We start from the raw sequence: 24,715 nt of genomic DNA on the forward strand, positions 1-24,715 counted from the left end.
ATTCTCGTCTTTCGTGTTTTCGCTGACAGTCAGGCGGCTCAGTATCCTCTGCTGAGTCTCTGGCGTCCAGAACACGCGAAGCTGCCGGCGGGCCCGTGTGATTGCCGTGTAGAAGATACTGTGCGAGATACGCTCCTCATTTGCATCCGTGATAACAACCTTGACCGAGTCGTACTCAAGCCCCTGAGCCTTGTGGATAGACACCGCATACGCAACCTGGAAAGGGACGAGGGTTTCAACTACGTCGTCGTCCTCGTCACTGTTGCCTCGCTCGAACACATCGAACTGAACGATCGTGTCATCGACCTTCCGAAGATCTATCCCGTATACTTCAGCCTCGCTGACGTCACGTTTGAGGTCTACGTCGAAGGTAATTCGTCCCGGCACGCGTTCTATGGACGCTATCGTGCCTTTCGTGGTGTTCGAGATGACTCTCTTGAAACGGTTCGTTTCGTTGAACAATACGGGATCGCCGACCTTGTACGTGGACTCACCCCACGTGACCGCCTTCTCGGGATTGCTGGCCTGAAGGAAGCGGTTGACATTGTTAATGCCATACAGGCCGTCATAATTCAAGCACAGCACGATCTCATCATCGCTATGACGAGTGAACAAATCCTCGCCGAGAGCCATCGAGTAGCCATTCTTAGACAGAGACTCCTCAATGCGGTCGTCGAGGCCACGGACTCGGCTCCACAACGTAAGAAGTGCGTCGTCGTCAGTCCGATATGGTTTGGTGAGCTCGAAAGTGGAATTCTTCGGAATATACGACCGTGCGAGACTGAACCAATTTCCAAACTGGATTGCCTCAATCTGGTAGACGTCGCCAACGAGGACAAGCAGATCGAAAGATGTCTGCTGAAGGACCTTGAGAATGCTCTCGTTGTCGATAGCACTGCATTCGTCGATCACCAACACATCAACCGAGGACTCCTGTACACCACTATTATAGATGTGGCTCGCAATCGTGCTGAACTGGGTGTTCGGAGCGTCGACCCGACGCTTGAGGTTTTCGACAGCGGTGTTGGTATGCGCTAGAAATAGCTTGCTCTCGGCGGAGAAGTAGTTGGCTATGTGATTGACCATCGTTGATTTGCCTGTACCGGCAGCACCCGTGATTATGGCCACGTTAGACTCGTCGAATAGGGCGGTGAGAGCCTCTGCTTTCGCAGGGTCATTGATAATTTCTGGATTGGTATGGAGCCATTTGTTCACATCATCGGAGTGTCTCTCGACGCCTTCACCGGTTGCCTCTTGAAGCTTTTCGATAATTGCCACTGCGGCGTCTTCGTATCCAACGATGAACACGTGGCCGTTCTCGTGCTTGAGCTTTCGTGGTGCGTGCCTTGGAATGGAGGGGAGGCGGCCGTTGTGCGCTGCGATCAACTCATCGACGTCCCCGAGATCTTCGAACTCTGCTGCTGGCGTGTAAATTGTGCCGTGCTGCTCGACCAGGTTCTTAACACGCCGTGCGAGAAGCTCATGCTTTCGACCTGTTGGATCGATGCTCGCGGCGAGGTCTGCGAACCCAGGGACGTGACCGGCGGGAGATGTACAGAACGGCATCCTGTCGAACGGCGCAGATCGGGAGGTGAGGCGAAGCCCCGACAGCCATGGGTTGGGCTCCGAGTCAAGCTGCCCCTTGATAATCTGATTGCGCATGCGAAGCATCAGGTACCGCAGCACTCGGGACCCGGCACGGCCTGCCCGGACGTGCTGTCGGGCCTCGTCGAGAATTGGAAAGAGCACAGGTTTCCGACCAGAGTCGCCAGTCATGTCGGCGCGGAGACGTGCGTAGTCCGCATCACCCATGTCCATTAGGTCAAGGAGGCTCAAGCGGGTTCGAGTCAGGTATCCCATCAAATTGCGGTACTCGAGGTTCCTCGACTCGATTCGTGGTGCAGCACCGAAAATTCTGGCGAAATTTTCGAATTCGCAGGGCCGGATCGAGACTTCCCAATCGCGAATGATCAGGATCGGCATGTTTCGACCAAGGACCTCAATCGAATCGGTCGCGAGATCGAGATACGCAGCGTACCGATCGGTGATATCGACGTCGGTGAAGGCAATCGTGCGGTCGAACTTGCTCGAAGTATTGTGCGCCACGGAGAAGGTTACTTCGTAATAGATGTTTCCCTTGGCGAAGAAGGGACGCGAGCTGTGAATGTAGTAGCGATCCCGACGAGGTTCGGACGGTGTAGCGCGCGCGACTGCGATCCGCTCCGCAATCTTTTCATGATACTCCCGAAGTGACGGATCAAGATCGATGGGAAACTGTTCTAGATTGTTCAGGATCGCGATGCCAAGTTCATCGTGTACGAGTTTCCTTGTGCGGATGAGGTACTCGTAGTACTTGAGCATCAGGCGTTCGGAGGAATCTTTGTCGAGTGTGTAGTGCGATGCACTCGACTGAAGAAGATCATGAAACCTCGCCAATAGGCGGAACCTGGCTTTTGCTTTAGCATCGAGGACCGCCGCTGAGAGCTTGTTGTAATTGAATTCTGTGCTGGCGTCGCCGGCGTGCGCCCAGAGGATCAGACCTTCGACCAGGTTCCTCAACTGGGAGAGTAGGTTTTGGGCGAGTAGACCGCGGTCCCCGTTAGCATGCTGAATATTCTCGCATATGACGCTGTCGCAGTTCTTGACCTGCTCTTCGATTGACGCCATCGATCCAGATACCTCACTGCCTGCAATTTGGCGCACGAGAGTTGCACGCACGCCTAGGATGCTTCTAATCCTGGTCTATTCCGGAGGTGGCGTTGGGTAGAAACGCCTGAAATGTGATCGATGCGCCGACGTTCCTCGTGATGCCGCTCTCGTAGCGACGCATCCGCAGGGAAGGCCTCGCGGTAGGTAGTGACGAGGCCTGCGAGTGTATGGGCGCGTATCTGCCCCGTTGAGCGGGTCAAATCTCGGGTGTCGTGGGCTACTGCGTGATCGGGCGGTCCGTGAAGTGGACAACGCGTGGGTCTCGAATGGTGAACATCGTCGTGTCGGCGGAGTCCTGCTCAGCGACTGCGAACATCGTCACGCCACCCGATTGCTGTTCGGTGTGTTTCGCCTTCGAGTCGAACCATAGCTCGCGAGCTCGTCGGACAGCGAAGCTGACCTCGCGATCGAGGCGGACACGCTGAGCAGCAGACCAGCCCCGCCGGTCGACCTTCATCGTGCACTCGATGGCCGCATTTCCTCGCCTGGCTGCGTGCAGGGTCAAGGTCAGGACGTCGCCGTCCTCGACGGGATCAACACGCCAACGCAGCGGCGCGTAGAACACCCGTGGGGCTGACCGCGCGATCTTGGCTTCCCATGGCGCAATCTGTTTGAAGCAGTACAGGTAGTTGCTTTGGTCAACGCCGGGAATGGAGAGCGGGTGCCTTGCACGGACCTCCTTGCTGCCTAACGCCAGCCAGTGGTTAACGATACGTTCGAGCGTGTGAGCCCGCCGGCGCCCGTCGGGGTCCGTCCCTCCGCTGCCTGCCTGGCGCCGCCGGCCACCGGGACCCGGCCGCTGCGAAACGACGGTGCCCGCGGGCCGTTGGCCTTGGCTGTGTTCATCGTCGACATGACCAAGTAGGACGAGCTCGGTCGGTACGACGGCCGTCCCGGGTCCGCCGTGATCGTCAACTGCGTCGACCTCACGTGGCCGTCTCGAGCAGTCGCCGCTGTGTCCGGGATCCTTGCCCGCACGAAACGACGGCGAAAGCTTGGTCGAGCCGAGTGCCGTCGGGTGCACCTTGGTCCCGCATTCCGTGCATCGAAAGGCTGTCGTCGCGATGAGCTCGGTTGTCCAGGAGCTTTCAAGCTCTGCGACGGTGACCGCGAGCGCCTCTGTGCCCACGGTGTAACACGCTTCGGATGAGGCAGACAGGCTGTTGCGTCGATGCACGCGCTGCATCCTTCCTGGTTCCGTGTGGCGTGTGCCGTCAGGATAGGCGCTCAAACACCTCCGTAGCGGACCGATCGACGAAGGTTTCCGCTCGAATTCGGGACACCGACAAGAGCGTGACTTCGGTGCGTAGGCCGGTGCTAGTCGTCGTGATTCTGATTGTCCCCGAAATGCGCGGCCCATAAGGTCCACCTCTCGCCACTCGGCTGTACTTCGCCTCGCTGGGCACGATGCGTTGCGCGGCATTGCGCCATCCACGCTTCGACCCACGCCGGTAGCGGGTTACGCCGTCGAAGAACTCATCATCCGCCACGGTCAGAAGACGCGTCGGTATGGCGAGACGGTTTGGTTCTGTTCGTCGGACGGCCGATCGAGAAGCCAGTCGAATTCATCGAGGCCCATCCCCCAACGATAGACCAGGGCGAACACCGGGATGAGCGCATTCGCCGGCGGTGGTCACTCGCGGCGCGCGATCTCCGTGGCGCTCCAATCCTGAAGGTCCGCTCAAGAGAATGTTACGGGCATGACAGTCGCCCACGCGCGAGCTCCAGACAATCGCTGGTGGGCACGACGGTCACGCGAGGACTGCCACAAAGCAAGAACCTCGTGGTGCTCGTCGCGTTTCTGACGACTGCACCACGAGGTTCTTACGTGCGACGGATCACTGCTTCGTTCGCAACGGCCGAATCCAGGACTTCCGACCTACCGCCGGAGCGTGACTATCGGGCTGCAGCAACCGACTCCGCGGCCTTCTTCGACCGGATGATGAAGTCGGCGCAGCGCTCGCCAACCACCACTGCGGGCATGTTGGTGTTCGCACGCGGAATGACCGGAAACACCGACGCATCGGCAACTCGCAGACCGGCCACGCCGCGTACCCGCAGCTGTGAGTCGAGCGCACCGTCGGTACCCATCCGTACCGTGCACGAAGGATGGTACGTGTGCTCGACGTTGGCACGGATCCACGCCTCGAGGTCGTCATCGGAGTCGATCTGCAGACCAGGGGAAAGCTCGACGCCGGCATGGCTGGCAAGGGGTCCGCTACTGACGATTTCTCTACTGAGCCGGATTGCCCTGATCATTGCGGCAATCTCAGCCCGATCCGACAGAAGGTTGAGGTGCACTTGTGCGCGCCGTTGGGGGTCAGCCGACGCGATCAGTACGGTTCCGACGCTGGTCGGAGTCCAATAGGACTGCCCCAGAGTGAATGCCGGCTTGTCGTGGACTTGGGCGCCATGCTCACGGAAGTAGGACGGCACGAACACGATCTGGAAGTCAGGTGCCGGAAGGCCTGGTTCTGTTCGTACGTGTGCCGTGGCCTCGGCCACGTTACTTGTGAGTTTCCCCTTCCCCTCCTCGGCCCACATCGCCACGTAGGACGGATCGTCTGCATCGAACAGGCCGACTTGATCGCCTTCGATCTCCCAATTCATCAGCGTCATAGGGTGATCCATGAGATTTGCACCTACCGCCGGAAGGTCCGCGACAGGAGTGATCCCGAGAGCGCTCAGGTGGTCTGCGGGACCGATACCGGATCGTTGCAGGATCTCGGGTGTGCCGAACACACCTGCGCTCACGATGACTTCGCGCGATGCGCGACTCTCGACGGGCTGTCCATCGATCAGGTAGCGCACGCCTGTGGCGACTCCGTCCTCGACGATGACCTTGTCAATGAGCGCCCCCGTGACGATCTGGAGCAGCGAGTTGTTGCTCAGGGGGCCGAGATATGCGGTTGCGGCGTCGTAGCGGTGCCCGTCACGCGTCGTGGTCTTGGAGAGGCTCACGCCGTCGAGATTGGGCCCGAAATGCGTCGGGTTCTCTTGGATGCCCGCCGCGACTGCCGATTCGACGAACGCCTCGCTCAGAGGATCGGGAGAGGGCAACTCGCGCCATCCGAGAGGTGACTTGTCGAAGAAGGGCTCGACATCGGACCACGCCCACCCCTCGACGCCGTACTGCGCCCAATTGTCGTAGTCCTCGCTGCAACCACGAAGGTGCACCATGCAGTTCATCGAGCTGCAGCCGCCCATGGTCTTCGCTCGCGGCTGGTAGATGGTTCGTCCGTCGAGCGTAGGTTCCGGCTCGGTGCGGTAGTCCCAGTCACGATCGCTGTGGAACAGCTGGGCGAACGCTGCCGGGATCTGAACCTCGGGGGTGTCATTGGCCGGGCCAGCCTCAAGTAGCAGGACACTGGCACCGCCTTCGACCAGCCGCGCCGCCACGGCGCAACCGCCTGAACCTGCTCCAGCGACGATGTATTCATAGGTTTCCATAGTTACTCCTTTGGCTCGACACGGAACCGGCCTTGCCGGTCCTGAGTTCGGTCGGCCTGACGTTAGGAGCAGCCGAAGCTCTGAAAGTGTTCAGAAACTGAACACATCGCACGGTCGATGCGCTCTTACCGTGACTCCTGATCGTCTTCCGACCGCTTGGAGGTTTTTGTGAGCAACACGCCGCACTACGACATGTTCATCAACGGGCAATGGATCGAAGCGTCCGAACAGTACGAAGTCCGCTCCCCTGCAACGGGAAATGTCACCGCGACGGTGGCGTTTGGCGAGGTCCGACACGCCGACGCCGCGGTCGCTGCCGCCAAGGCGGCCCATGAGGAGGGCACGTGGCGCCGGATGACTCCTGAGCAACGTGGCGATGTTCTCGACCGTATGGCGGACAGCATGGAGGCGAAGGCGTCTGAACTGGCGAGGCTCGCCACCGGAGAGAACGGGGTGACCGTCCGTATCGCGAACGCATTCCACATTGGACTCGGCACAGCCAACCTCCGGTTCTTCGCAAACCTGGCCCGAGCATTCCAGCCTGAAGAGCCCAATCCACTCGTTCCCGAGACCGAAGACGTGCGTGCCGTCCTTCGGCGAGAACCGATCGGGGTCTGCGCAGGAATTGTGCCGTTCAACTTTCCGCTGGTTCTCGCGGGGTGGAAGGTTGGCCCCGCACTCGCGGCAGGCAATACGTTTGTCCTGAAGTGCGATGAGAACACCCCCCTCACTCTGCTCGAACTGGCGAAATCCGCTGAAGACGCCGGCCTTCCGCCCGGGGTCCTCAACGTCATCACAGGGCCGGGCGAGACAGTCGGAGCCCATCTGAGTAGCCATCCTGATGTACGGAAGATCGCGTTCACGGGCTCGACAGCCGTCGGGAAGTTGGTCCACAAGGCCGCCTCGGACAACCTGAAACGAGTCACGCTTGAGCTTGGCGGTAAGGGGCCGAACGTGATTCTCGACGACGCAAACCTGGACATGGCGATCGACGGTTCGCTCTACGCCTTCCTGATGTTCGCAGGCCAGGTCTGCGAATCTGGCACCAGGCTTCTCGTGCCGGCCGAACGTCACGACGAGATCGTTGAGCGACTCGTGTCCCGCGCAAAAGACATCCGGATCGGCGATCCGAACGATCCGGCCAGCGATATGGGGCCCGTCGCCTCACTGGACCAATTGAAGCGGGTCACCGACTACATCGAAATCGGACTGCGGGAAGGCGCAAACCTCGCGTATCAAGGCACCGTGCCGGGCGGCCCCGATTTCGCCAACGGCGCCTGGGTCGCTCCCACCATCCTCACTGGCGTCAACAATCGAATGCGGATCGCCCGCGAAGAGGTCTTCGGTCCCGTCCTCGTGGTAATTCCCTACAACACCGTCGAGGAAGCCATCGAAATCGCCAACGATTCGGACTACGGCCTCGCCGCCGGCGTCTGGGGTTCGCCCGAACGCGCGTTGGACGTGGCGAACCAGCTTGAGGCCGGCACCGTGTGGGTCAACGACTGGCACGCGGGCTTCCCGCTAAACCCGTTTGGCGGATACAAGCAGAGTGGCATCGGACGCGAGGTCGGCCCGAACGCCCTCGCTGAGTACACACAGGTGAAGACAGTCCACCAGGCCAAGGACAACGACTGGACGAAGCGAGGCTTCGGCCTCGTTTTGCCGCCGCCAGCACTCCTGGGCTGAGCGCACCTGCTGTTCGATCGATTCCTCTGGCCCACGTCCTGCGCTGCCGCCGGTCGTGGGCCAGAGCGGCGCCCCCGCATCATCCAGTTTCGCGGCCCGATTCGCGAATTGACCTTCCGAACTCGAAGACACGCCTATGCTTGTGTGATGAGCGTCTCCTCACCGGAACGCCCGGAGATCGCTATGTCCTGGCACCGTTCGATACTCAGTGGCGTCGCAACCGCGGGCCCTCGACTCGCCAACCCGGACATCGACATTGACCCCACCAGCCGGCTGCTCCGGGCCGCGGTTCCTGTGCTCGACCAGCTTGCAGAAAGACTGATTGACACCCGATACAACCTAATTTTGGCCGACCGTCAGGGACGCATCGTGTATCGCTGGTTTGCCGATCGCAGACTTGAGGCCGTCCTCGACGATCTGGGTATCCGCCCGGGCGCGACTGGCGCCGAGGAGGTGATCGGCACGAACGCTATAGGCACAACGCTCGAGATCCGCCGCGGAATCGCGATCAACGGCGAGGAACACTACATCGAACCATTCAAGCCCTACTCGTGCTACGGACACCCGATCATCAGCCCGGTATCCCGCCGCATAGAGGGCGTCCTCGATATCAGCTGCACGACAGGCGATGCCAACCCGCTCCTGGCCCCTTTTCTCGTGCGAGCCGTCGAGGACATCCAACTACGCCTCGTCGATCTGGCCGGCACCTCAGAGCGACTGTTGATGCGAGCTTTTCAAGCCGAGTCCACTCTTCGCAATCGGGCCCTGGCCGCATTCGGTGACGATGTCGTTCTGACGAACAAGGCTGCGGTCGATCTGCTTTCGCCCGGCGACTACGCATCGATGAGATTGCTTGCCGCAGAGCTCGACTGTAGCTCGGACCGGCACACCAGAGTGCGCCTGAGCTCCGGCCTCGAGGTGGATGTTCACCTCACCCGAATCGACGGCACTACAGACGGCACACTCTTCCGGTTCAATCGCACCGAGACGCCACCCCAGTCGGTGACCTCACAAGCCCACGCCACGGATAGCGCGGCCATTCAGATGGGGCCTGTACTGATCCATGGCACCGCAGGAACAGGCCGCACCACGGAAGCTCGCAGACTGCGGCCGGGTGCGCTCTTCCTCGATTCAGCGGACGCGGTGACGTTCGGTGAACGCGCCTGGGCCAGCCGCCTGCAGGAGATCCTCGCAAGCGACGCGACTGTGGGTCTGGAGAACATCGACCTTCTCCCCTGCTCACTGATTCCGCTAGTCGTCGACGTGGTCTCTGCGGGCCACGCGATCGTCCTGACCTCATGTCCTGTGCGAGACCTGCAGGGGCCACACCTGGCACTCGCATCGATGGTCGTCGAGCAACGAGAGCTCATCGACCTGCAGGATCGCACGGGCGAAATCGAATCGCTGGCAATGCATTTGGTAAAGGACATCGAGCCGCAGGCCGACATCCGCCTGCTCCCGAGCGTGATCGAAGCACTCGCAACGAGAGCTTGGCCCGGAAATTTGCACGAACTGCGCGCAGTGATGGTTGACGTACTGAAACGACGAAACAGCGGCGACGTAACCGTGCGAGATCTCCCCCAGGCCTACCGGACAACTACTCGAACTCGGAACCTGGCAGGACGCGAACGAGCGGAGCGGATCGCGATCATCGAAGCGCTTAAGGTCCACGACGGCAACAAGGCACGCGCAGCGAAGGATCTCGGGATCAGCCGCACGACGCTTTACGCCCGTATGCGAGCGCTCAAGATCGGAATCTAGGTACAAGCGGTACTGATGGACATGACGGTGACGTCGCCCCGCTCCTCGTCCTGTCGGACGCGGTCGGGGCGACGCCGGCGGAGGAACTGCAGATCTAGCGCGGCGCCATCCGCAGCGCGCCATCCATGCGGATCGTCTCGCCGTTGATGTAGTCGTGCTCGGCGAGGAAGTAGGCCAGCTGCGCGTACTCGCTCGGCTCGCCCAGGCGCGACGGGAACGGGATGCCCGCCTCGAGGGTCTTCTTGAACTCCGGGGTCACGCCGGCCAGCATCGGGGTGTTGATGGTGCCGGGGGCGATGGTGTTCACGCGGATGCCGAACTGCGCCAGGTCGCGCGCGGCGGTGATGGTCATGGCGTGCACGCCGCCCTTGGACGCGGTGTAGGCGATCTGGCCGATCTGACCCTCGAACGCCGCGACCGACGCGGTGTTGACGATGAGGCCGCGGGAGCCCTGCTCGTCGACGGCCTCCTGCTTGCTCATCTGGTCGGCCGCCAGGCGCATCACGTTGAACGTGCCGACCAGGTTGATGTTGATGACCGTCTGGAACAGGTCCAGCGCGTGCGGGCCGTTCTTCGACAGGATGCGGCCCGCCCAGCCGACGCCGGCGCAGTTGACGGCCACGCGCAGCGGGCCCGCCTTGACGGCCTCGGCGATCGCGGCGAGGACCTCGTCCTCCTTGGTCACGTCGGTCGCGACGAGGTGCACGTTCTCGACCGGGGCGGCCTTGTCGATCGACGGCTGCAGGTCGAGGCCGAAGACGGTGGCGCCGGCATCGGCGAAGCGCTTCGCGGTGGCGGCGCCGAGGCCGGATGCGCCACCGGTGACGATGACGGAGGAGCCGGAGACGTCCATGGCTGATTCCCTTCTGTAGTGGAGCACTCGCCGAAAATGCGAGTGCGGCGCACCTCACCAGTGAGGTACGAGTTCAATGCCCCGGGACCATCGAGCGATTCCGGGGAAGCAGGTTCGACGAGCAGTCGGGCGAGGCCAGGCTCGCCCAGGTCACGAACCTAGATGGACAGCAGCCTCAACTGTCAATGCCGGTTGGTCCGCGGATAGGTGTTCTGCATCCGCAAGTTGTGTCCACATCGCGTCGACCATGGGCTGCAGGAAGATTCGCCCCAGTTGGCGGACCATGAGTTTGACGGTCTGTTCCGCGACGGGCTGGCCTGTGGAGGCCACTCCCGCGTCACGCAGGGCGATCACCTGCTGTCTACTCAGGTCGGTCAGCCGCGCTAACAGCCCATCCGGTGGTGCCGACGGATCGAGTAATACGCGCCGCATGTAGTTGACCACAGATGGATGTGACTGCAACATCCGGCTGACGGCGAGATCACGGGCGGCAGCGACCTGTGCAGCCGATCCACCGTCGGGGGCAGCATCAGCGATCGCCAACGCGTGGTAGTCAACGATGAGCTGGTCAACCGCCTGGCGCAGCCCCTCCTTCGTCTTGAAGTGATGCTGAACGAGGCCGACGGCGACACCCGCTTCTGCGGCGACGGCGCGCATCGACACTTTGTCCTCACCAGATGCCGCGTAGAGGTCAAGCGCAGCGTTCCGGATCCTCGCCCGAGCCGTGAGGTCGCCGCCTGTAACGAAGGGTTCACCCATCACAAGCCTCCTTGGACCGCGAGTATACAAACCGTGCTTGACCCATACATATGTACTAGCTACTATACGAGCGTATAGCAAGAGGAGTGATTCATGACACAAGAACTGTCCGGTATTCGTGTAGTGACCCTCGCGGTCAATGTCCCCGGTCCGGTTGCAGCAGCGCGGCTGTGCGCGCTTGGTGCTCAAGTTCATAAGATCGAGGGGCCGGCGGGCGATACGCTGCGGACTGTCACGCCCTCCTGGTACGACGCCCTGGCACAGGGACAGACGGTCCTTACAGTCGACCTCAAGACCGATGCTGGCCGTGCGGTGTTCGAAACGGAACTGGACGCGGCTGACGTACTGATCACCGCGATGCGACCGTCTGCGCTTCACAAGCTCGGGATCGATGCGGCGGTCGCCGCGCGTCCCGCGCTCTCCCACGTCGAGATCGTCGGGTACGACGGAGAGCGCGCCGACGAAGCCGGGCACGACCTGACCTATCAGGCGGCGTACGGCATGGTGGTTCCCGGCGTCATGCCGACGGTGCCGGTCGTGGATCTGCTGGGCGCCGAACGCGCTGTCGCAGAGGTGCTGCTCGCGCTTCGCGAGCGCGACCGGACCGGGGCGGGCGCTGTCCGTCGCGTCGTCCTCGATGACGCGGCCGCCGATGCGGGCGCGGCCGTACGGCACGGGCTGCTCGGCGACGGGGCACCCCTGGGCGGTGCGGACCCCGCGTACGGCGTGTACCGCGCGGCCGACGGTCACGTGGCCGTCGCTGCGATCGAGCCGCACTTCCGCGCCAGGCTCGTGACCGCGCTCGGCGCCGAGGACCACGCCGGTATCGCGGCGGCGTTCGAGCGGCGCAGCGTCGACGAGTGGCTCGAGCTGGCAGCTCGGATCGATGTACCCATCACGGAGGTGCGCGGCGCGCGCACCGCACAAAGGAGCAGGTAACTTCCATGGCAGCGAACAACGAAGCAGTGATCGTCGGCGCGGTACGCACGCCCGTCGGTCGACGCAACGGCATCCTCAGCGGTTGGCACCCCGTCGACCTGCTCGGAGCCACCATCGCCGAACTGGTCCAGCGAGCGGCGATCGACCCGGCCTTAATCGAGGACGTCATCGCGGGATGCGTGCTCCAATTCGAACAGCAGACGGGGAACCTCGGACGGCACGCGGTCCTCGCCGCAGGCCTCCCCGAGACGGTTCCGGCGGTGACAGTCGACCGGCAGTGCGGCTCGGGCCAGCAGGCCGTCAGCTTCGCGGCGCAGGCCGTGATGGCCGGCACGCACGATCTGGTCATCGCGTGCGGCGTCGAGTCGATGTCCCAGGTCCCCATGCCACCGTCGATGACCCCGGGCGCGCCCCTCGGACCGCAGTACAGTCCGCGTGAGCTGGCGCGGTACGACGGCGGTCTCATGGCACAGGGCCTCTCGTCCGAACTGATGAACAAGCAGTTCGGATTCACCCGCGCCGAACTCGACGAGTTCGGGATCCGCAGCCACGAGCGGGCGGCCACAGCCACCGCCGCAGGCCGATTCCGAGAGCAGCTGGTCCCGATCCACGCAGATCCGGCCGACGACACGTCGCCGCTCGTCGACCGCGACGAAGGGATCCGCGCGGAGCAGGACCCCGCCAAGGTGGCCGCGCTGCGCACCGTCTTCGCCGAGGACGGGATGACGACTGCGGGGAATTCATCGCAGCTCAGCGACGGCGCCGCCGCTCTCCTGATCGCGAGCCGCGAGTTCGCCGAGGAACACGGCCTGCGGCCCCGCGCCCGATTCCGCGCGCTCGCCGTCGCGGCGGACGATCCGATCGTCCAGTTCACCGCGATCCTGCGGGCCAGCCACACAGCGCTGCGCCGATCCGGACTGGAGGCGAGCGACATCGACCTGTTCGAGGTCAACGAGGCCTTCGCCGGGGTACCACTGATGTTCCAGCGCGAGTTCGACGTCCCCGACGACAAGCTCAACGTCAACGGCGGATCCGTCGCCATCGGACACCCGCTCGGGTCCACCGGCGCGCGGATGCTGACCGATCTCCTCTGCGAGCTCGAGCGCCGCGGAGACCGCTTCGGACTTCAGACGGTGTGCGAGGCCACCGGAACCGCGAACGCCACCATCATCGAACGCATCGGCTAGAAGGGCATCCACCATGACCGACATTGTCAAGGGGCTGCCGTCCACGCACGGCGACAGCACCCAGCTCAACACGACCACCCTCATCCGGCACGCCGCCAGGACCTACCCGGAACAGGAGATCGTCTACCGCACGCCCGACGGCGGCTGGGACCGCTACACCTACGCCGACGCGTACCGTCGTATCCGCCGGGCCGCGAACGTGCTCGGCGGACTCGGCGTGGGCCCGGCCGACGTGGTCGGCATCCTGGACTGGAACAGCAAGCGCCACTTCGAATTGTACTGGGCCATCCCCGGCACGGCGGCGGCGATGCTGCAGATGAACCTGCGCCTCTCGCCGGCGGACCTCGGCTACGTCGCCACCCACAGCGGCGCCTCCGTCGTGCTGGTCGACGAGTCCCTGCTCCCGGTCGCCCGCGAACTCGCTCCACACGCACCCGGCATCACGACCTGGGTCGTGATGACCGACCGGCCCTCGTCCGAGGTGGATCCCGGCCTGCCGAACGCGGTCTTCTTCGAGGATCTCATGGCTGAGGCCTCCGACGAGATCGACTGGCCAGTGATCGACGAGACGTCCACGTACAGCGCTTGTTACACCACGGGAACCACCGGCCGGCCGAAGGGTGTGTACTACTCGCACCGGGGCATCTACCTGCACACCATGGCGCAGGTGGCCGCCATGGGGATGAACGCCGCGGACTCGGTCATGCTGATCACGCCGATGTTCCACGGCCAGAGCTGGGGACTGCCCCAGTCGGCGGTGTACGCGCAGGCGAAGGTCGTCCTCCCCGGCCGGTACACCGCCGAGGACACGGCAGTTCTCGTCGACGCGATGATCGCCGAGCAGGTGACCGTGGCGAACGGCGCACCCGCGATCTTTGGTCCCATGCTCGACTACATCAAGACCCTCGACGCGATGCCCGACCTCAGCCGTGCTCGGCTCCTCTGTGGGGCGACGGAGCCGCCATTGACCATGATGCGCGGATTCTTCGAGCTCACCGGCGCCGACATCATCCACGCCTACGGAGCAACGGAGACGACGCCGTTCGTGGCCGTCAACCGCGGCATCAAGCCGACCCTCACGGATCTCACCGATGATGAGCGCTGGGACCTCAAGCGCTGCCAGGGACTCCCCTGCGTCGGCGTGGACCTGAAGGTCATCGGCCCCTCGGGCGAGGAACTGCCGCACGACGGCGTCGCCGAGGGCGAGCTGCTCATCCGCGGCCCGTGGATCACCGAGCGCTACCACGACCTCGACGAGGTTCCCGGCGAGCGGTTCATCGACGGCTTCTGGCGGAGCGGCGACGTCGCGACCATCCATCCGAACGGCTACGTTAAGGTCGTCGACCGGCTCAAGGACGTGGTCAAGAGCGGCGGCGAATGGATCTCGTCGATCGACATGGAGAACGCGATCGTGGCACACCCGCGGGTGCGGGAGGCGGCCGTCATCGGCGTCGCGCACCCGAAGTGGCAGGAACGCCCCGTCGTGCTGCTCGCCACGATCGACGGCGAAGATGTGCCCCTCGCGGAGATCCACGAGCTGCTCGCCGGGCGGTTCGCGAAGTGGCAGCTGCCCGACGTCGTGATTCGCGTCGACGCTCTGCCGCGCACCAGCGTCGGCAAACTCGACAAGAAGGTCATGCGGGTCGACCACGCCGACGTGTACACAGGGGTCACCGAATGACGTCAGCGTCTACCGGAGAGCCAGTGGTGATCCGCGAGCACGTCGGCGCGGTCGCCGTGCTGAGCCTGAATCGCCCGAAGGCCTACAACGCGCTCAACCGAGAAGTTTTCGATGCGCTCGGCGCGCACCTGGCAACGTGCAAGGACGACGATGCCGTGCGTGCAGTGATCATCACCGGATCGTCGAAGGCGTTCTGCGCGGGCGCTGACATCAACGCATTCGACGCATTGCGCGCCGAATCGATCCTGGGGTCGTTCGACGCTGGCGGCGGGCCGACCTGGGAGGTGCTTAACGCGTGTCGCAAGCCGGTGATCGCCGCAGTCGAAGGCGTAGCCTTCGGCGGTGGTTGCGAGCTAGCGCTGGCCTGCGACACGGTCATCGCCGGAGCGGGCGCTCGGTTCGCCGTGCCGGAGGTGAAGCTCGGAGTGATCCCGGGTGCGGGCGGCACGCAACGCCTAATCCGGGCCGTTGGCAAGGCCAAAGCGATGGCCATGCTGCTCAGCGGCGATCCGCTGGATGCAGCGGCCGCCGAAGCCGCCGGTCTGGTGGCCGCGGTAGCACCCGCCGGCGAAGCGCTGACTGCCGCGCTGGCGCTCGCCGGCCGCATCGCGGCGAACTCTCCGCTCGCCGTCGCACTCGCGAAGGATGCGGCACGCGTGTCGATGGAGTCACCGCTCGCCCACGGCCTGGAGTACGAGCGGCGCAACTTCGCCGTCGCGCTGCGCTCGGACGACTGCCACGAAGGCCAGCGGGCCTTCGAAGAAAAGCGGACCCCCGAATTCCACGGAAAGTGATCTAACATGACGACTCAGCTAATCCGCGACGTGCAGATTCCGGTAGGCAATGATTGTGTTGTCGTGGCCGACCTGATCAAACCGAGTGGTGACGCACCGACTCCGGTGCTCGTCACCGTGATGCCCTATCGGCGCGATACGGCCGGTCACGTCACGCATGCGGACGCGATGACGTGGTTCGCCGAGCGCGGCTACGCCTCGGTCTTCATTGATCCTCGGGGCCTCGGCGGATCGTCGGGAACGATGCTGCCCCCGCTGGATCCCCAAGAGGGGCGCGACGCCGCCGCGGCGATCGAATGGATCGCCGACCAGCCGTGGTGCGATGGATCGATCGGCATGTGGGGGATGTCTTATGGCGGAATCATGACGCTGCGCACGGCCGCCCTGCGCCCGCGCGGGTTGAAGGCGATAGTGCCGATCTTCTTCACCGCGGACGGATCCGATGGCCTGGCCAACCCGAGCGGGGTACGCGGCGGTGTGATGGCCACCGGTCTATGGGGAACGAAAACCCTGCTCGATCAGGTTCTGCCACCCGTGCGCACCAACCCGACCAGTATCGAGATGGAGAGTTGGCGAGCTCGACTGGACGAGACGCCGAACATCATCGACTTCTGGCAGCACGGTCCCGACGATCCGGTCTGGGGGGAGCGCGCCATCGACGCCACTCTCGTGGACGTCCCGGCGCTGTGCTTCTCGGGCTGGCGCGACCTCTTCTGCTCCGGCAGCGTGCGCGCCTACGAAGCGATCCCGACACGGAAGCATCTCGTGGCGGGGCCGTGGATGCACGTCGAGCCCAGCGCCTCTCCGATTGCGCCTGCGGAGCATCGCGAGCTGATGCTCCGTTGGTGGGACCGTTGGCTCCGCGACAAAGCGGAACCGGAGTTCGACGCCGACGGTGCGACCGTGTTTGTGCAGGGAAGCGCGCAATCCTGGCGCGAGTACACGGCGTGGCCCCCGGCAGAAAGTCGAAGTGTCGTCTTTGACGCGGCCACCTCGAGCGAATTGATCCCCGCTCCCGACGATGGCGCCTCCGCGCCGCCACACTGGCCGGCGGTGTCGGTGAGCGACGCCGTCGCGGGCACACAGTCGGGGACGTGGTACATCCCCACGTTCGGTTACGGGCTGCCCTTGGATGAGCAGGAGGACGACCGGCGGGCCGTGGCCATCGATGGCGAGGAGCTCACCGAGGACACAGTCATCATCGGAGCGCCGACCGCCGACGTCGTGACAGGGGAGGGGACGACCAGCGATCGTATCGTCGTGCGCGTTGCCGACGTGGCCCCGGACGGTAGTTCGCATCTGATCACGACGGGCATCGCCCCCATTACCGGCGGCGCCGGTCAGTGGCGCGTCACGTTGGCGCCGACCGCGTACCAGGTGCCCGCCGGGCACCGGATTCGCATCGTCGTTTCCAGCAGCGACTTTCCCCACGTCCTGCCGGCCGTGCAAGCGGATGGCTCCAGCTCCGTTCTGGAGGTTCAGGGACTCCGCCAGCACTTGCTGACAATCGACCCCGGCGCCGGGGTGCCGACAACACTTCCGCCGCCCCCGACCGCCCTGCCGGACGGCATCATCAGTGCCGCGCCGGTGTGGAAGATCGGGCGCGACCTGATCCTCGACGGGGTTGAGATGCTCTCCGGCGCCGACGTCGCGGTGAGAACATTCGACGAAGCCCATGTCTATGAGTCGTCAACGCGTGATTTTGCCGAGGTCAATAATCTCGCGCCGAGTATGGCGCGACTGACCTTCGATCACGCGGCGACGGTGCGGTTGGCGAATGGCCGGACCATCGAAGGAAGCGTGCATTCTGAGTTTGTGGGCGGAAAGCTCACAGCACACGCAAAGGTTCGCGTCGGGGATGACCTCGTTGTCGATCGAATCTGGGAGGTATAGAAACGATGTCCGAACTGTTCCCCAACTATCGCGCCCCTTGGGAGTCCGATGACCAGGCAGCCCTTCGGGTGCATGCCGCCGCGTTCGTCGCCAAAGAAGTGACTCCGCACGAAGAGCGCTGGGCCCAGCAGCACCAGGTCGACCGTGACGTCTGGAACAAGGCCGGCGCGGCGGGTCTGCTCTGCCTCGATGTGCCCGAGGAATTCGGCGGTGCCGGTGGCAACTTCGGGCATGAGTCCGTCGTCCAGCAGGAGCTGGTCGGCGCCGGCGACAGTGCAATGGGCTTCGCCGTGCACTCGACCATCGTGGCGCACTACATCAATTCGTACGCCACCGCAGAGCAGAGGAAGCGGTGGCTGCCCAGATGCGCCACGGGCGAGGCGGTTCTCGCCATTGCGATGACCGAACCGGGGACAGGGTCTGACCTGCAGGCTGTTCGCACGACCGCCGTCCGACAGGGCGACGACTACCTGATCAACGGATCGAAGACCTTCATCTCGAACGCCACCCACTGCGACCTTCTCATCATTGTCGCCAAGACCGATCCCAGTCAGGGGGCAAAGGGAATTTCCCTTTTCGTCGCCGAGACCAAGGACCTGGACGGCTTTGAACGCGGCCGAATCCTAGATAAGATAGGACAGCACGGACAGGACACCAGAGAACTGGCATTCACCGATATGCGCGTCCCCGCGGCCAACCTCCTAGGAGGCGTCGAGGGCCAGGGCTTCTATCAGCTAATGAACCAGTTGCAGCGGGAGCGACTCATCATTGCAGTCGGCGCGATCGCAGCAGCCGAGACCGCGGTCGCCCGGACTATCGCGTATGCCAAAGAGCGCAAGGCTTTCGGCAAGCCACTGATGCAATTCCAGAACACCAGATTCGTCCTCTCCGAATGCAAGGCCGACGTCCTGGCCGGCAAGACACTCATCGACCATTGCATCGGCGAGCAGATCGCGGGCCGACTGGATCCCGCAACCGCCTCGATGGCGAAGCTGTGGGCGACCGAGAAGCAGAAGGAGGTCATCGATCGGTGCCTCCAACTGTTCGGCGGCTACGGCTACATCCTCGAGTATCCGATCGCCAGGATGTACGCCGACGCTCGGGTCCAGACGATCTATGGCGGAACCAGCGAGATCATGAAGGAGCTCATCGGAAGGTCGCTCTAGACGAGCAGCAAGAGCCGCAGCATGGAGAACCATCCTTGTGAGTTTCGCGAAGTCTCGTCGACCGAAGCGCTATGTCTGAGCCGCAACTACTTGTTCCCGGCTCACGAAGGGAGCAACCGCCATGATCTGCATCTTGGGTTCGGCCGGGCACTTCGGCCTGCGGCTCGGAGTACTTCGGGGACTTGGCGAGATGTACGAGCGCAGCGACATGAACGACCTCAGCGATCGCGTCTTGAAGACAACGGATAGCGAGCCTCGACCGACGATTTTCTCGACGCCAGACTCGTCGCGTGGCCGTCCTCCAACGGTCCGATGATGACAAGGATCCTCTGTAAGGAGCAACCAGGCGCTACCGCGGTGGCTGCGGAAACGTCATTCCGTGGAGTGGTCGCTTTGCTCGACGACCTCGTTTCAAGTGAGTCGTTCCTCCGCGGGAGCGCCCACCGCCTGCGTGCCGAGGTGCCTGCGTACCGGTCGGTGTCCGACGAGTCGATCACCGCCTGTGTCGAACGGATCCTGCGGTTCGCTGCCCCGGTCTTGATCCGGGGCAGCGAACCGCCAAGCGGCGAGATTGTCGGGGCCGATCACGCGACTCTCGAGAAGCTACTGCAAGGTGCGGACTTTCACGATGTCATGGCTGGATTCCGCTCCGTCATCACGGGGATCCAGCACTGGATCGCCGATCGTGCCCCCGCGCATGGCGTTGCGGTCGGCACGGTACTCGAGCTCTCACAACTGCTGTGGGGATTGAGTGACTCGTTCTCCAACCAGGCGACCGAAACGTACCGCCGCTATGTAACACTCGGACAGCCGAAGCTCGAACAACAACGTCGTAGGCGGTGGGTGACTGGCCTCCTCGCGGGCAGCCTTCCCGTGCACGATATTTGGCTTGGATGCGCCGAATTCCACATCGATCACGACGCACTCGTGCACGTAATCTGTGTCGCTGCCGTCCCGCAATACGCGTTAGAGGGCATCGCGACTCGGCTGATTGACGACTGCACGGCGAACGCCGGTGCCAGCGAATCGGTAACGATGCTAGTTCCCGGCGCGGGCGGCCTCATCGGATTCACCACGTCGCCACCCGGATCGTCACGAATGCCTGTCGCGGTTGGTCCGCCACGACCACTCAGTTCCCTCAACAGCTCGTACGTCATCGCGCGGGACATCCTCGCCGCCGTCGGCTCAACGGCTGGCGTACACAGCCTCGAATCGGTCAGCTGGCGGGTCGCGGTGCCGGCGCAATACGCCCTCAACGCGTTCCTCGACCGTCGATATCTAGTTCCCTTGCGCGAGCATGGCGCGTTCGGAGAGCTCATCATCGAGGCGCTTCAGGCCTGGCTCAATCACGACCGGAACGCTGCGCGAGCAGCGGCCAGCATCCCCGTCCACAGGAACACCCTCCGATACCGGCTGAGCCGGTTCGAGGAACTCACCGAGTGCTCACTCGACGAGACTGAGACGATCATTGAGCTCACGTGGGTACTTGCCGCCTCATCGGCCCTTCGAAGCGAATAACCGGCGGCGGCGCAGCCTTTTGGACGAGTCCGCGACTGCTCTTACCGCGTGAGAACCGTGCGCGAGAGGCCGATCATTCCGGACCCGTCAACGACCGCGCCCCCGAGTTTCCGCGCACGATGCCGTCCACCCGCTCGATCACCAGGAGTAGTTCCGCTCGCTGGGCGGGCTCCAGATCCCTTCTTCTCGCAAGTGATCGAGCACGGGCGCGAAGGCCCGAACCTCGGCTGGATTCCACAACGGGAAGTTGACGAGCACGTTCGATGTGGCGGTGTGCTGTTTGAGAGCGATCAGTTGCCTTGCCACCTGCTCGCTGGTGCCGAAAATCTTGAGTATCCCCTGACCACTGCCCCACGCCCGCGCAGCTGCCTCAGACCCTTGTTCCTCGAACAGCGCGCGAACAGAGTCGATTCCGCCCAGGATATCGGCGGCCAACTCCATCGTTGCGTCCTCGTTGAGCGACCTCGTGAGCCGTTCGTAGGTCTCCTCAGCCTCGCCCTCTTCCTCGCGAACAATGACTATGGCGAACGGAGTCGTACCTAGCGGAGCTGCACGCCCGACGCTCTCAAGTACGGATTCGACGCGATGTCCGGTCTCTCGCACCTTGTCTAGGCTGTTGCCGGCAACGACGAGTTGGTCGCAATGTCGAGCGGCAAAGGCCATACCAGCCGGTGACCCGCCAGCGCTCACGAGGAGTGGGTGTGGACGCTGGAGCGGGCGGGGCGCCTTGATTCGGCCGTCAACGCGGTAATAGTCGCCCTCGAAGTCCACAGCTTCCTCGTCCGCCCAGAGACGCTTGACAACCTCGACGAACTCGCCCGCCATGGCGTAGCGGCGGTCATGCTCAACCAGGTTCTCATCACCGAACAAGCGCGCCTCAGGGTCGCCGAACCCTGTCACGACGTTCCAACCCCAGCGGCCGCCACTAAAGGCGTCGAGTGTGGCGCCCATTCGCGCGGCGTGCGCGGGCTTATGGTGTGTGGTGTGCAGCGTCGTGATCACTCCGATGTGATCAGTCACCGCAAACAAGCCCATAGCGAGCAGCGGCGCATGGAACTTCGGCGACTGATGCCCTGCGCGTTCGGCGGCACGCTGATGTCCTGACCAACTATCAGCGATGAATAGCGCATCGAAGCCGGTCTCTTCCGCGCTCCGTGCCATGTCGAGAAACACCTGCTTCGATAGCGTCGGTGTCGTACGCGCAGCTTCGTCCGACCAGATGTGGTCCGTCTGACCCGTGGGGAAGAAGTAGGTGAGACTCAGTTCGTCCGGGTTCGTGTTCAGGGCTTTCAATTCAGTACCTTCGGTTAGGCGATCATCGCAGTGCGGGGCTCGAGGTCATGGGTGGGATAGTCAGGATCGATAAGGGGCAGCTGGGAGAGGAGTCGGCGAGCCGTCGAGATTGCTTCCCGCACAGCGTCGTCGGCACCAGCCGTCCGCGGAGCAACACAGCTGTTTGGCGCCAGCAGATGGCGTACCAGCACGACGGTGCCGTGCCCGACCTCGACGATGGCCGCCATGGCCCGATCGAGCCGGTCCGCGCAGTCGCAGCGCTCTGCCAGCAGTAGTTGCCCAAGGCATGCATGATGGATGTACGGGCAGCCCCCTGCAGAGGGCCCCGCTCCGAATGACAGCACCGTGTACTCGTCGGGTTGCCCGAGCAAGCTGTATGTGACGGCGTTGAAGTCGCCATGTCGCGTAGTTAGGGAGAACGCCGGCCCAACACTGATTTGCGTGCGTTCCGCCATGCATTCGGCGACGTCGCGGACATCGACGACGCTGAGCCCGTGGTGGCTCGCGAACCGTTGAGCTTCCGCAGCATCGGCGAGCTCATGCGGGTTGTCGGCGCTGACAAGGTGCCCTATCCCACATACTGGCGACAGCTGGGCGATTCCAGCAAGGTCCACCGCAGCGTGTGCATAGTCGGGGCGCGAACGAGATCCACCAGCTCCCGTGACGCGCGGCTGGACGTGACCCGGGCGCGTGAACGACGCCGCGGTCGACGCTGGATCCGCCAAACGCCTCATCGTCGTGGCGCGATCCCCGGCGGAGATGCCGGTGCCGATGCCCGAAGCAGCATCAACCGTCACGGTGTATCCAGTCCCGTTCTGCGCCGCGACGGCAACACCAGACATTGAACTCAGACCCAGACGGACGCACTCCGTGTTCGGCAGTGCCACCTCGAGATACCCCGAGGAATAGCGGACAAGGAAGGCGGCAGTGACCGCGGTGACGTAGCTCGCCGAACACACGAGAACTGCTTGGGGACAGTCGGCGGCTGCGTGGGCATCCGTGACGACGACGACTCGCCCCTCCGCGAGTTGCTGGGCCACGCGATCAGCCGTGCCGACGCTCTGAGTACTGATGATGTGCTCCCTCCATTCGGTGGCGTGATGCCGATCACAATACAGACAGTCCGCTCAACGGGATGCACAATCCACCAGACGGGCTGGCTTAGATTTCTGCAGGAGTTCATCCCGCGCACCGGGTTGCGAATCCCGCCTGTCGGGTTCTAGAGTGAGATCTGCGACACACTCGTGTCGGTAGCGATCAACTGTCATACGAACGGAAGGACCGAGGCGATATGTCCGAGGTGCACGCGAAATTTCTCGACCAGACGGGCGTTGCGGAGGCGACGACGGCCGTCTGGCCAGCACTGAAGGTGCCACGGGAGCAGATCGAAGCCGAGATCGCCCGTCTCGCGGGGCTTCCTACCCCTAGCGACGGTGTCCGACGTTCGCTGGTTGTTCACCCGAGCTCAAAGTTCCGGGGTCTCACACCAACGATCCGCGCGGCGATCGAAGTCGTCCTCCCCGGCGAGCGCACGCCGCACGTCACGCGAAGCAGCTCGTGTGTCGAGCTGTGCATCGGCGGCGCGGGGATCGCAGAGGTCGATGGAGTTCGATTCGACGTGTCGAAACACGACACCTGGACCGTACCCAATCTCACTGCCCGTCAATACGAGGCCAGCGGCAGTGAGCCTTTCGTGAGACTGGTGTTTAGCGACGAACCCTTGCTGGAGTATTTGGCAGCACACTACGTCAACGACGGCTACCGAGCGGCCGCGGACGGGGTAGAGCACGTTCGGGAATCTCTCGCCGACTACGCCTACCCGATGCCGTCTGGAGGCGGCGCTCTCAAGACCTATGCAGGCCTGATGGATCCCGAGGTGATTCGGCATCATCCCAAGTGCTGGAAATGGGACGAGGTCAAGGCCTACCTCGACGGTCTTGACAAGTCCGGCCCCGACTATCGCTCAGCGATCATCGCCCTGCTGTGGGACGAGTCAACCGGTCGAGTCAATGGAAGCACGAACACTCTGACCGCGTTCATCTCCGGCGGCTATGACCCCACCTGGGTCGAGGGCAAGTACCGCATGGCGCGCTCGCACCGGCACAGCATGGCGGCGATCAACTACGCTTTCGCCGGCGACTGGCAGACGGTGGTCGAGGGCCAAACGATCCGATGGGGCGCAGGAGATCTCGTTCTGACCGCACCGGCGTGGGCGCTGCACACCAACGGCTCCAGCTCGCAGCAGCCGTACACATTCGCAATGCAGGATGCCGCCCTCATGGCTTCAATGAACGCCTCGGTCGTGCAGGAGTACGTGGGACAGCAACCAATCCTCATTGGATCGCACGCCGGCTTCAACACAAGCATCGATACCGAGCACGCCGACGAGCTCATCGACGTCTGATCGGACTAATCTGACTCACCTCCAGTCAGACTCACGGTAGTGGTGAGCGGCGGCGACACCCGCGTCGCCGCCCCACCAACCGGAGTCTGTTTGGCCGTACGCATACACCTGGCGGCATCCCACCTTCTGGCCCGACGTGGACGAGCTCGGAACATTCAATGTCTGATGAGGGCTCGGTCGATAGCCAACCTGGCGACAGACTCAAGCGCCGCGGCTGGAGAACCTTCGTCGTAGAGCCCGCCAAGTACAAAGGCGCCAACTATGACCACGTGGAGTTGATCGGCCAGTGCGTTCGCCCCCTTGGGCTAGGCTCGTCAAGGTCCGCAGCCGCTTTCGAAGTTCCTCTTCGTGGCTTGAGCAGCGTTGTCGGATTTCCTGATAGGAATCGCTGTCGAACTCGGCAGCGGTGTTGACGAACGCGCATCCACGGTAACTGGCACTGGTTGCTAGATCTTGAATCCAAGCGACTTGCGCGAGGAGTTCCTCGACCGGGTCTGTATGATCGCCGGGCGATGCGATCCCAAGTGCTCCAGAAGTTTTCGTCTCGACGGTCGAGGACTGCGAGTGTCAGATCGGTCTTACTAGGAAACCACCGGTACAAACTGGCCTTAGACATGCCAGA

The 24,715-nt window shown here is 63.3% G+C and carries 17 protein-coding genes; 10 read left to right on the forward strand and 7 right to left on the reverse strand.

What is annotated here, in order from left to right:
• The 3 genes from GOPIP_RS07170 to GOPIP_RS07180 all read right to left on the reverse strand — a co-directional run.
• Positions 1-2,718 (reverse strand): ATP-dependent DNA helicase (locus GOPIP_RS07170; RefSeq protein WP_006368927.1); only part of this gene is annotated, 2,718 nt, incomplete at its 3' end.
• A 208-nt stretch (positions 2,719-2,926) separates the two neighbouring features.
• Complete coding sequence (locus GOPIP_RS28675) at positions 2,927-3,886, reverse strand: hypothetical protein (RefSeq protein WP_138944086.1); 960 nt, start codon at positions 3,884-3,886, stop codon at positions 2,927-2,929.
• 719 nt (positions 3,887-4,605) lie between these two features.
• Positions 4,606-6,159, reverse strand: coding sequence for a GMC family oxidoreductase (locus GOPIP_RS07180; RefSeq protein WP_006368929.1), 1,554 nt, complete (start codon positions 6,157-6,159; stop codon positions 4,606-4,608).
• A 168-nt stretch (positions 6,160-6,327) separates the two neighbouring features.
• On the opposite strand from GOPIP_RS07180, the gene GOPIP_RS07185 reads away from it, so the two are divergent.
• Positions 6,328-7,845 (forward strand): aldehyde dehydrogenase family protein, encoded by a 1,518-nt coding sequence (locus GOPIP_RS07185; protein ID WP_006368930.1) that lies wholly within the window; start codon positions 6,328-6,330, stop codon positions 7,843-7,845.
• Positions 7,846-7,992: 147 nt separating this feature from the next.
• The gene (locus GOPIP_RS07190) at positions 7,993-9,606 is read left to right on the forward strand and encodes a sigma-54-dependent Fis family transcriptional regulator (RefSeq protein ID WP_035727429.1); all 1,614 of its coding nucleotides are present in this window, start codon (positions 7,993-7,995) and stop codon (positions 9,604-9,606) included.
• A gap of 94 nt (positions 9,607-9,700) precedes the next feature.
• Here the strand turns inward: GOPIP_RS07190 and GOPIP_RS07195 are convergent, their stop codons facing one another.
• Together GOPIP_RS07195 and GOPIP_RS07200 are read right to left on the reverse strand one after the other, a co-directional pair.
• A complete protein-coding gene (locus GOPIP_RS07195) occupies positions 9,701-10,459 on the reverse strand; it encodes an SDR family NAD(P)-dependent oxidoreductase (RefSeq protein WP_006368932.1) in 759 nt (252 codons plus the stop codon).
• Positions 10,460-10,609: 150 nt separating this feature from the next.
• On the reverse strand, positions 10,610-11,218 hold the full coding sequence (locus GOPIP_RS07200; protein ID WP_006368933.1) for a TetR/AcrR family transcriptional regulator: 609 nt from the start codon (positions 11,216-11,218) through the stop codon (positions 10,610-10,612).
• A 93-nt stretch (positions 11,219-11,311) separates the two neighbouring features.
• On the opposite strand from GOPIP_RS07200, the gene GOPIP_RS07205 reads away from it, so the two are divergent.
• The 7 genes from GOPIP_RS07205 to GOPIP_RS07235 all read left to right on the forward strand — a co-directional run bounded on the left by GOPIP_RS07205 (position 11,312) and on the right by GOPIP_RS07235 (position 20,396).
• On the forward strand, positions 11,312-12,157 hold the full coding sequence (locus GOPIP_RS07205) for a CoA transferase (RefSeq protein WP_006368934.1): 846 nt from the start codon (positions 11,312-11,314) through the stop codon (positions 12,155-12,157).
• Positions 12,158-12,162: 5 nt separating this feature from the next.
• Positions 12,163-13,344 carry a thiolase family protein gene (locus GOPIP_RS07210; RefSeq protein ID WP_006368935.1) on the forward strand — a complete coding sequence of 394 codons (1,182 nt, stop codon included), beginning with the start codon at positions 12,163-12,165 and terminating at the stop codon, positions 13,342-13,344.
• Positions 13,345-13,357: 13 nt separating this feature from the next.
• Positions 13,358-15,025: a long-chain-fatty-acid--CoA ligase gene (locus GOPIP_RS07215; protein ID WP_006368936.1), complete on the forward strand. Its 1,668-nt coding sequence runs from the start codon at positions 13,358-13,360 to the stop codon at positions 15,023-15,025.
• A gap of 23 nt (positions 15,026-15,048) precedes the next feature.
• Complete coding sequence (locus tag GOPIP_RS07220; RefSeq protein WP_006368937.1) at positions 15,049-15,819, forward strand: enoyl-CoA hydratase-related protein; 771 nt, start codon at positions 15,049-15,051, stop codon at positions 15,817-15,819.
• A 6-nt stretch (positions 15,820-15,825) separates the two neighbouring features.
• Positions 15,826-17,712, forward strand: coding sequence for a CocE/NonD family hydrolase (locus tag GOPIP_RS07225; RefSeq protein ID WP_006368938.1), 1,887 nt, complete (start codon positions 15,826-15,828; stop codon positions 17,710-17,712).
• Between the two features lie 5 nt (positions 17,713-17,717).
• Positions 17,718-18,878: an acyl-CoA dehydrogenase family protein gene (locus GOPIP_RS07230; RefSeq protein WP_006368939.1), complete on the forward strand. Its 1,161-nt coding sequence runs from the start codon at positions 17,718-17,720 to the stop codon at positions 18,876-18,878.
• Between the two features lie 393 nt (positions 18,879-19,271).
• The gene (locus GOPIP_RS07235) at positions 19,272-20,396 is read left to right on the forward strand and encodes a PucR family transcriptional regulator (protein WP_168436305.1); all 1,125 of its coding nucleotides are present in this window, start codon (positions 19,272-19,274) and stop codon (positions 20,394-20,396) included.
• Positions 20,397-20,534: 138 nt separating this feature from the next.
• Here GOPIP_RS07235 and GOPIP_RS07240 read toward each other — a convergent pair whose 3' ends face one another.
• Positions 20,535-21,689, reverse strand: coding sequence for an LLM class flavin-dependent oxidoreductase (locus tag GOPIP_RS07240; RefSeq protein ID WP_006368941.1), 1,155 nt, complete (start codon positions 21,687-21,689; stop codon positions 20,535-20,537).
• Between the two features lie 14 nt (positions 21,690-21,703).
• Positions 21,704-22,729, reverse strand: a complete 1,026-nt coding sequence (locus GOPIP_RS07245) for a 3,4-dihydroxy-2-butanone-4-phosphate synthase (protein WP_050955240.1) — start codon at positions 22,727-22,729, stop codon at positions 21,704-21,706.
• A gap of 251 nt (positions 22,730-22,980) precedes the next feature.
• On the opposite strand from GOPIP_RS07245, the gene GOPIP_RS07250 reads away from it, so the two are divergent.
• The gene (locus GOPIP_RS07250) at positions 22,981-24,093 is read left to right on the forward strand and encodes a cupin domain-containing protein (RefSeq protein ID WP_006368944.1); all 1,113 of its coding nucleotides are present in this window, start codon (positions 22,981-22,983) and stop codon (positions 24,091-24,093) included.
• The last annotated feature ends 622 nt before the right edge of the window (positions 24,094-24,715 follow it).

The sequence above is a fragment of the Gordonia polyisoprenivorans NBRC 16320 = JCM 10675 genome, assembly GCF_000241325.1.
In the GTDB taxonomy this organism is placed as follows: domain Bacteria; phylum Actinomycetota; class Actinomycetes; order Mycobacteriales; family Mycobacteriaceae; genus Gordonia; species Gordonia polyisoprenivorans.

What these genes read in the sequence shown, in the direction of transcription:
- GOPIP_RS07190 (WP_035727429.1), top strand. Translation starts at nt 7,993, where the DNA reads ATGAGCGTCTCCTCACCGGAACGCCCGGAGATCGCTATGTCCTGGCAC.
- GOPIP_RS07200 (WP_006368933.1), bottom strand. Translation starts at nt 11,218, where the DNA reads ATGGGTGAACCCTTCGTTACAGGCGGCGACCTCACGGCTCGGGCGAGG.
- GOPIP_RS07215 (WP_006368936.1), top strand. Translation starts at nt 13,358, where the DNA reads ATGACCGACATTGTCAAGGGGCTGCCGTCCACGCACGGCGACAGCACC.
- GOPIP_RS07225 (WP_006368938.1), top strand. Translation starts at nt 15,826, where the DNA reads ATGACGACTCAGCTAATCCGCGACGTGCAGATTCCGGTAGGCAATGAT.
- GOPIP_RS07180 (WP_006368929.1), bottom strand. Translation starts at nt 6,159, where the DNA reads ATGGAAACCTATGAATACATCGTCGCTGGAGCAGGTTCAGGCGGTTGC.
- GOPIP_RS07210 (WP_006368935.1), top strand. Translation starts at nt 12,163, where the DNA reads ATGGCAGCGAACAACGAAGCAGTGATCGTCGGCGCGGTACGCACGCCC.
- GOPIP_RS07195 (WP_006368932.1), bottom strand. Translation starts at nt 10,459, where the DNA reads ATGGACGTCTCCGGCTCCTCCGTCATCGTCACCGGTGGCGCATCCGGC.
- GOPIP_RS07250 (WP_006368944.1), top strand. Translation starts at nt 22,981, where the DNA reads ATGTCCGAGGTGCACGCGAAATTTCTCGACCAGACGGGCGTTGCGGAG.
- GOPIP_RS07230 (WP_006368939.1), top strand. Translation starts at nt 17,718, where the DNA reads ATGTCCGAACTGTTCCCCAACTATCGCGCCCCTTGGGAGTCCGATGAC.
- GOPIP_RS07205 (WP_006368934.1), top strand. Translation starts at nt 11,312, where the DNA reads ATGACACAAGAACTGTCCGGTATTCGTGTAGTGACCCTCGCGGTCAAT.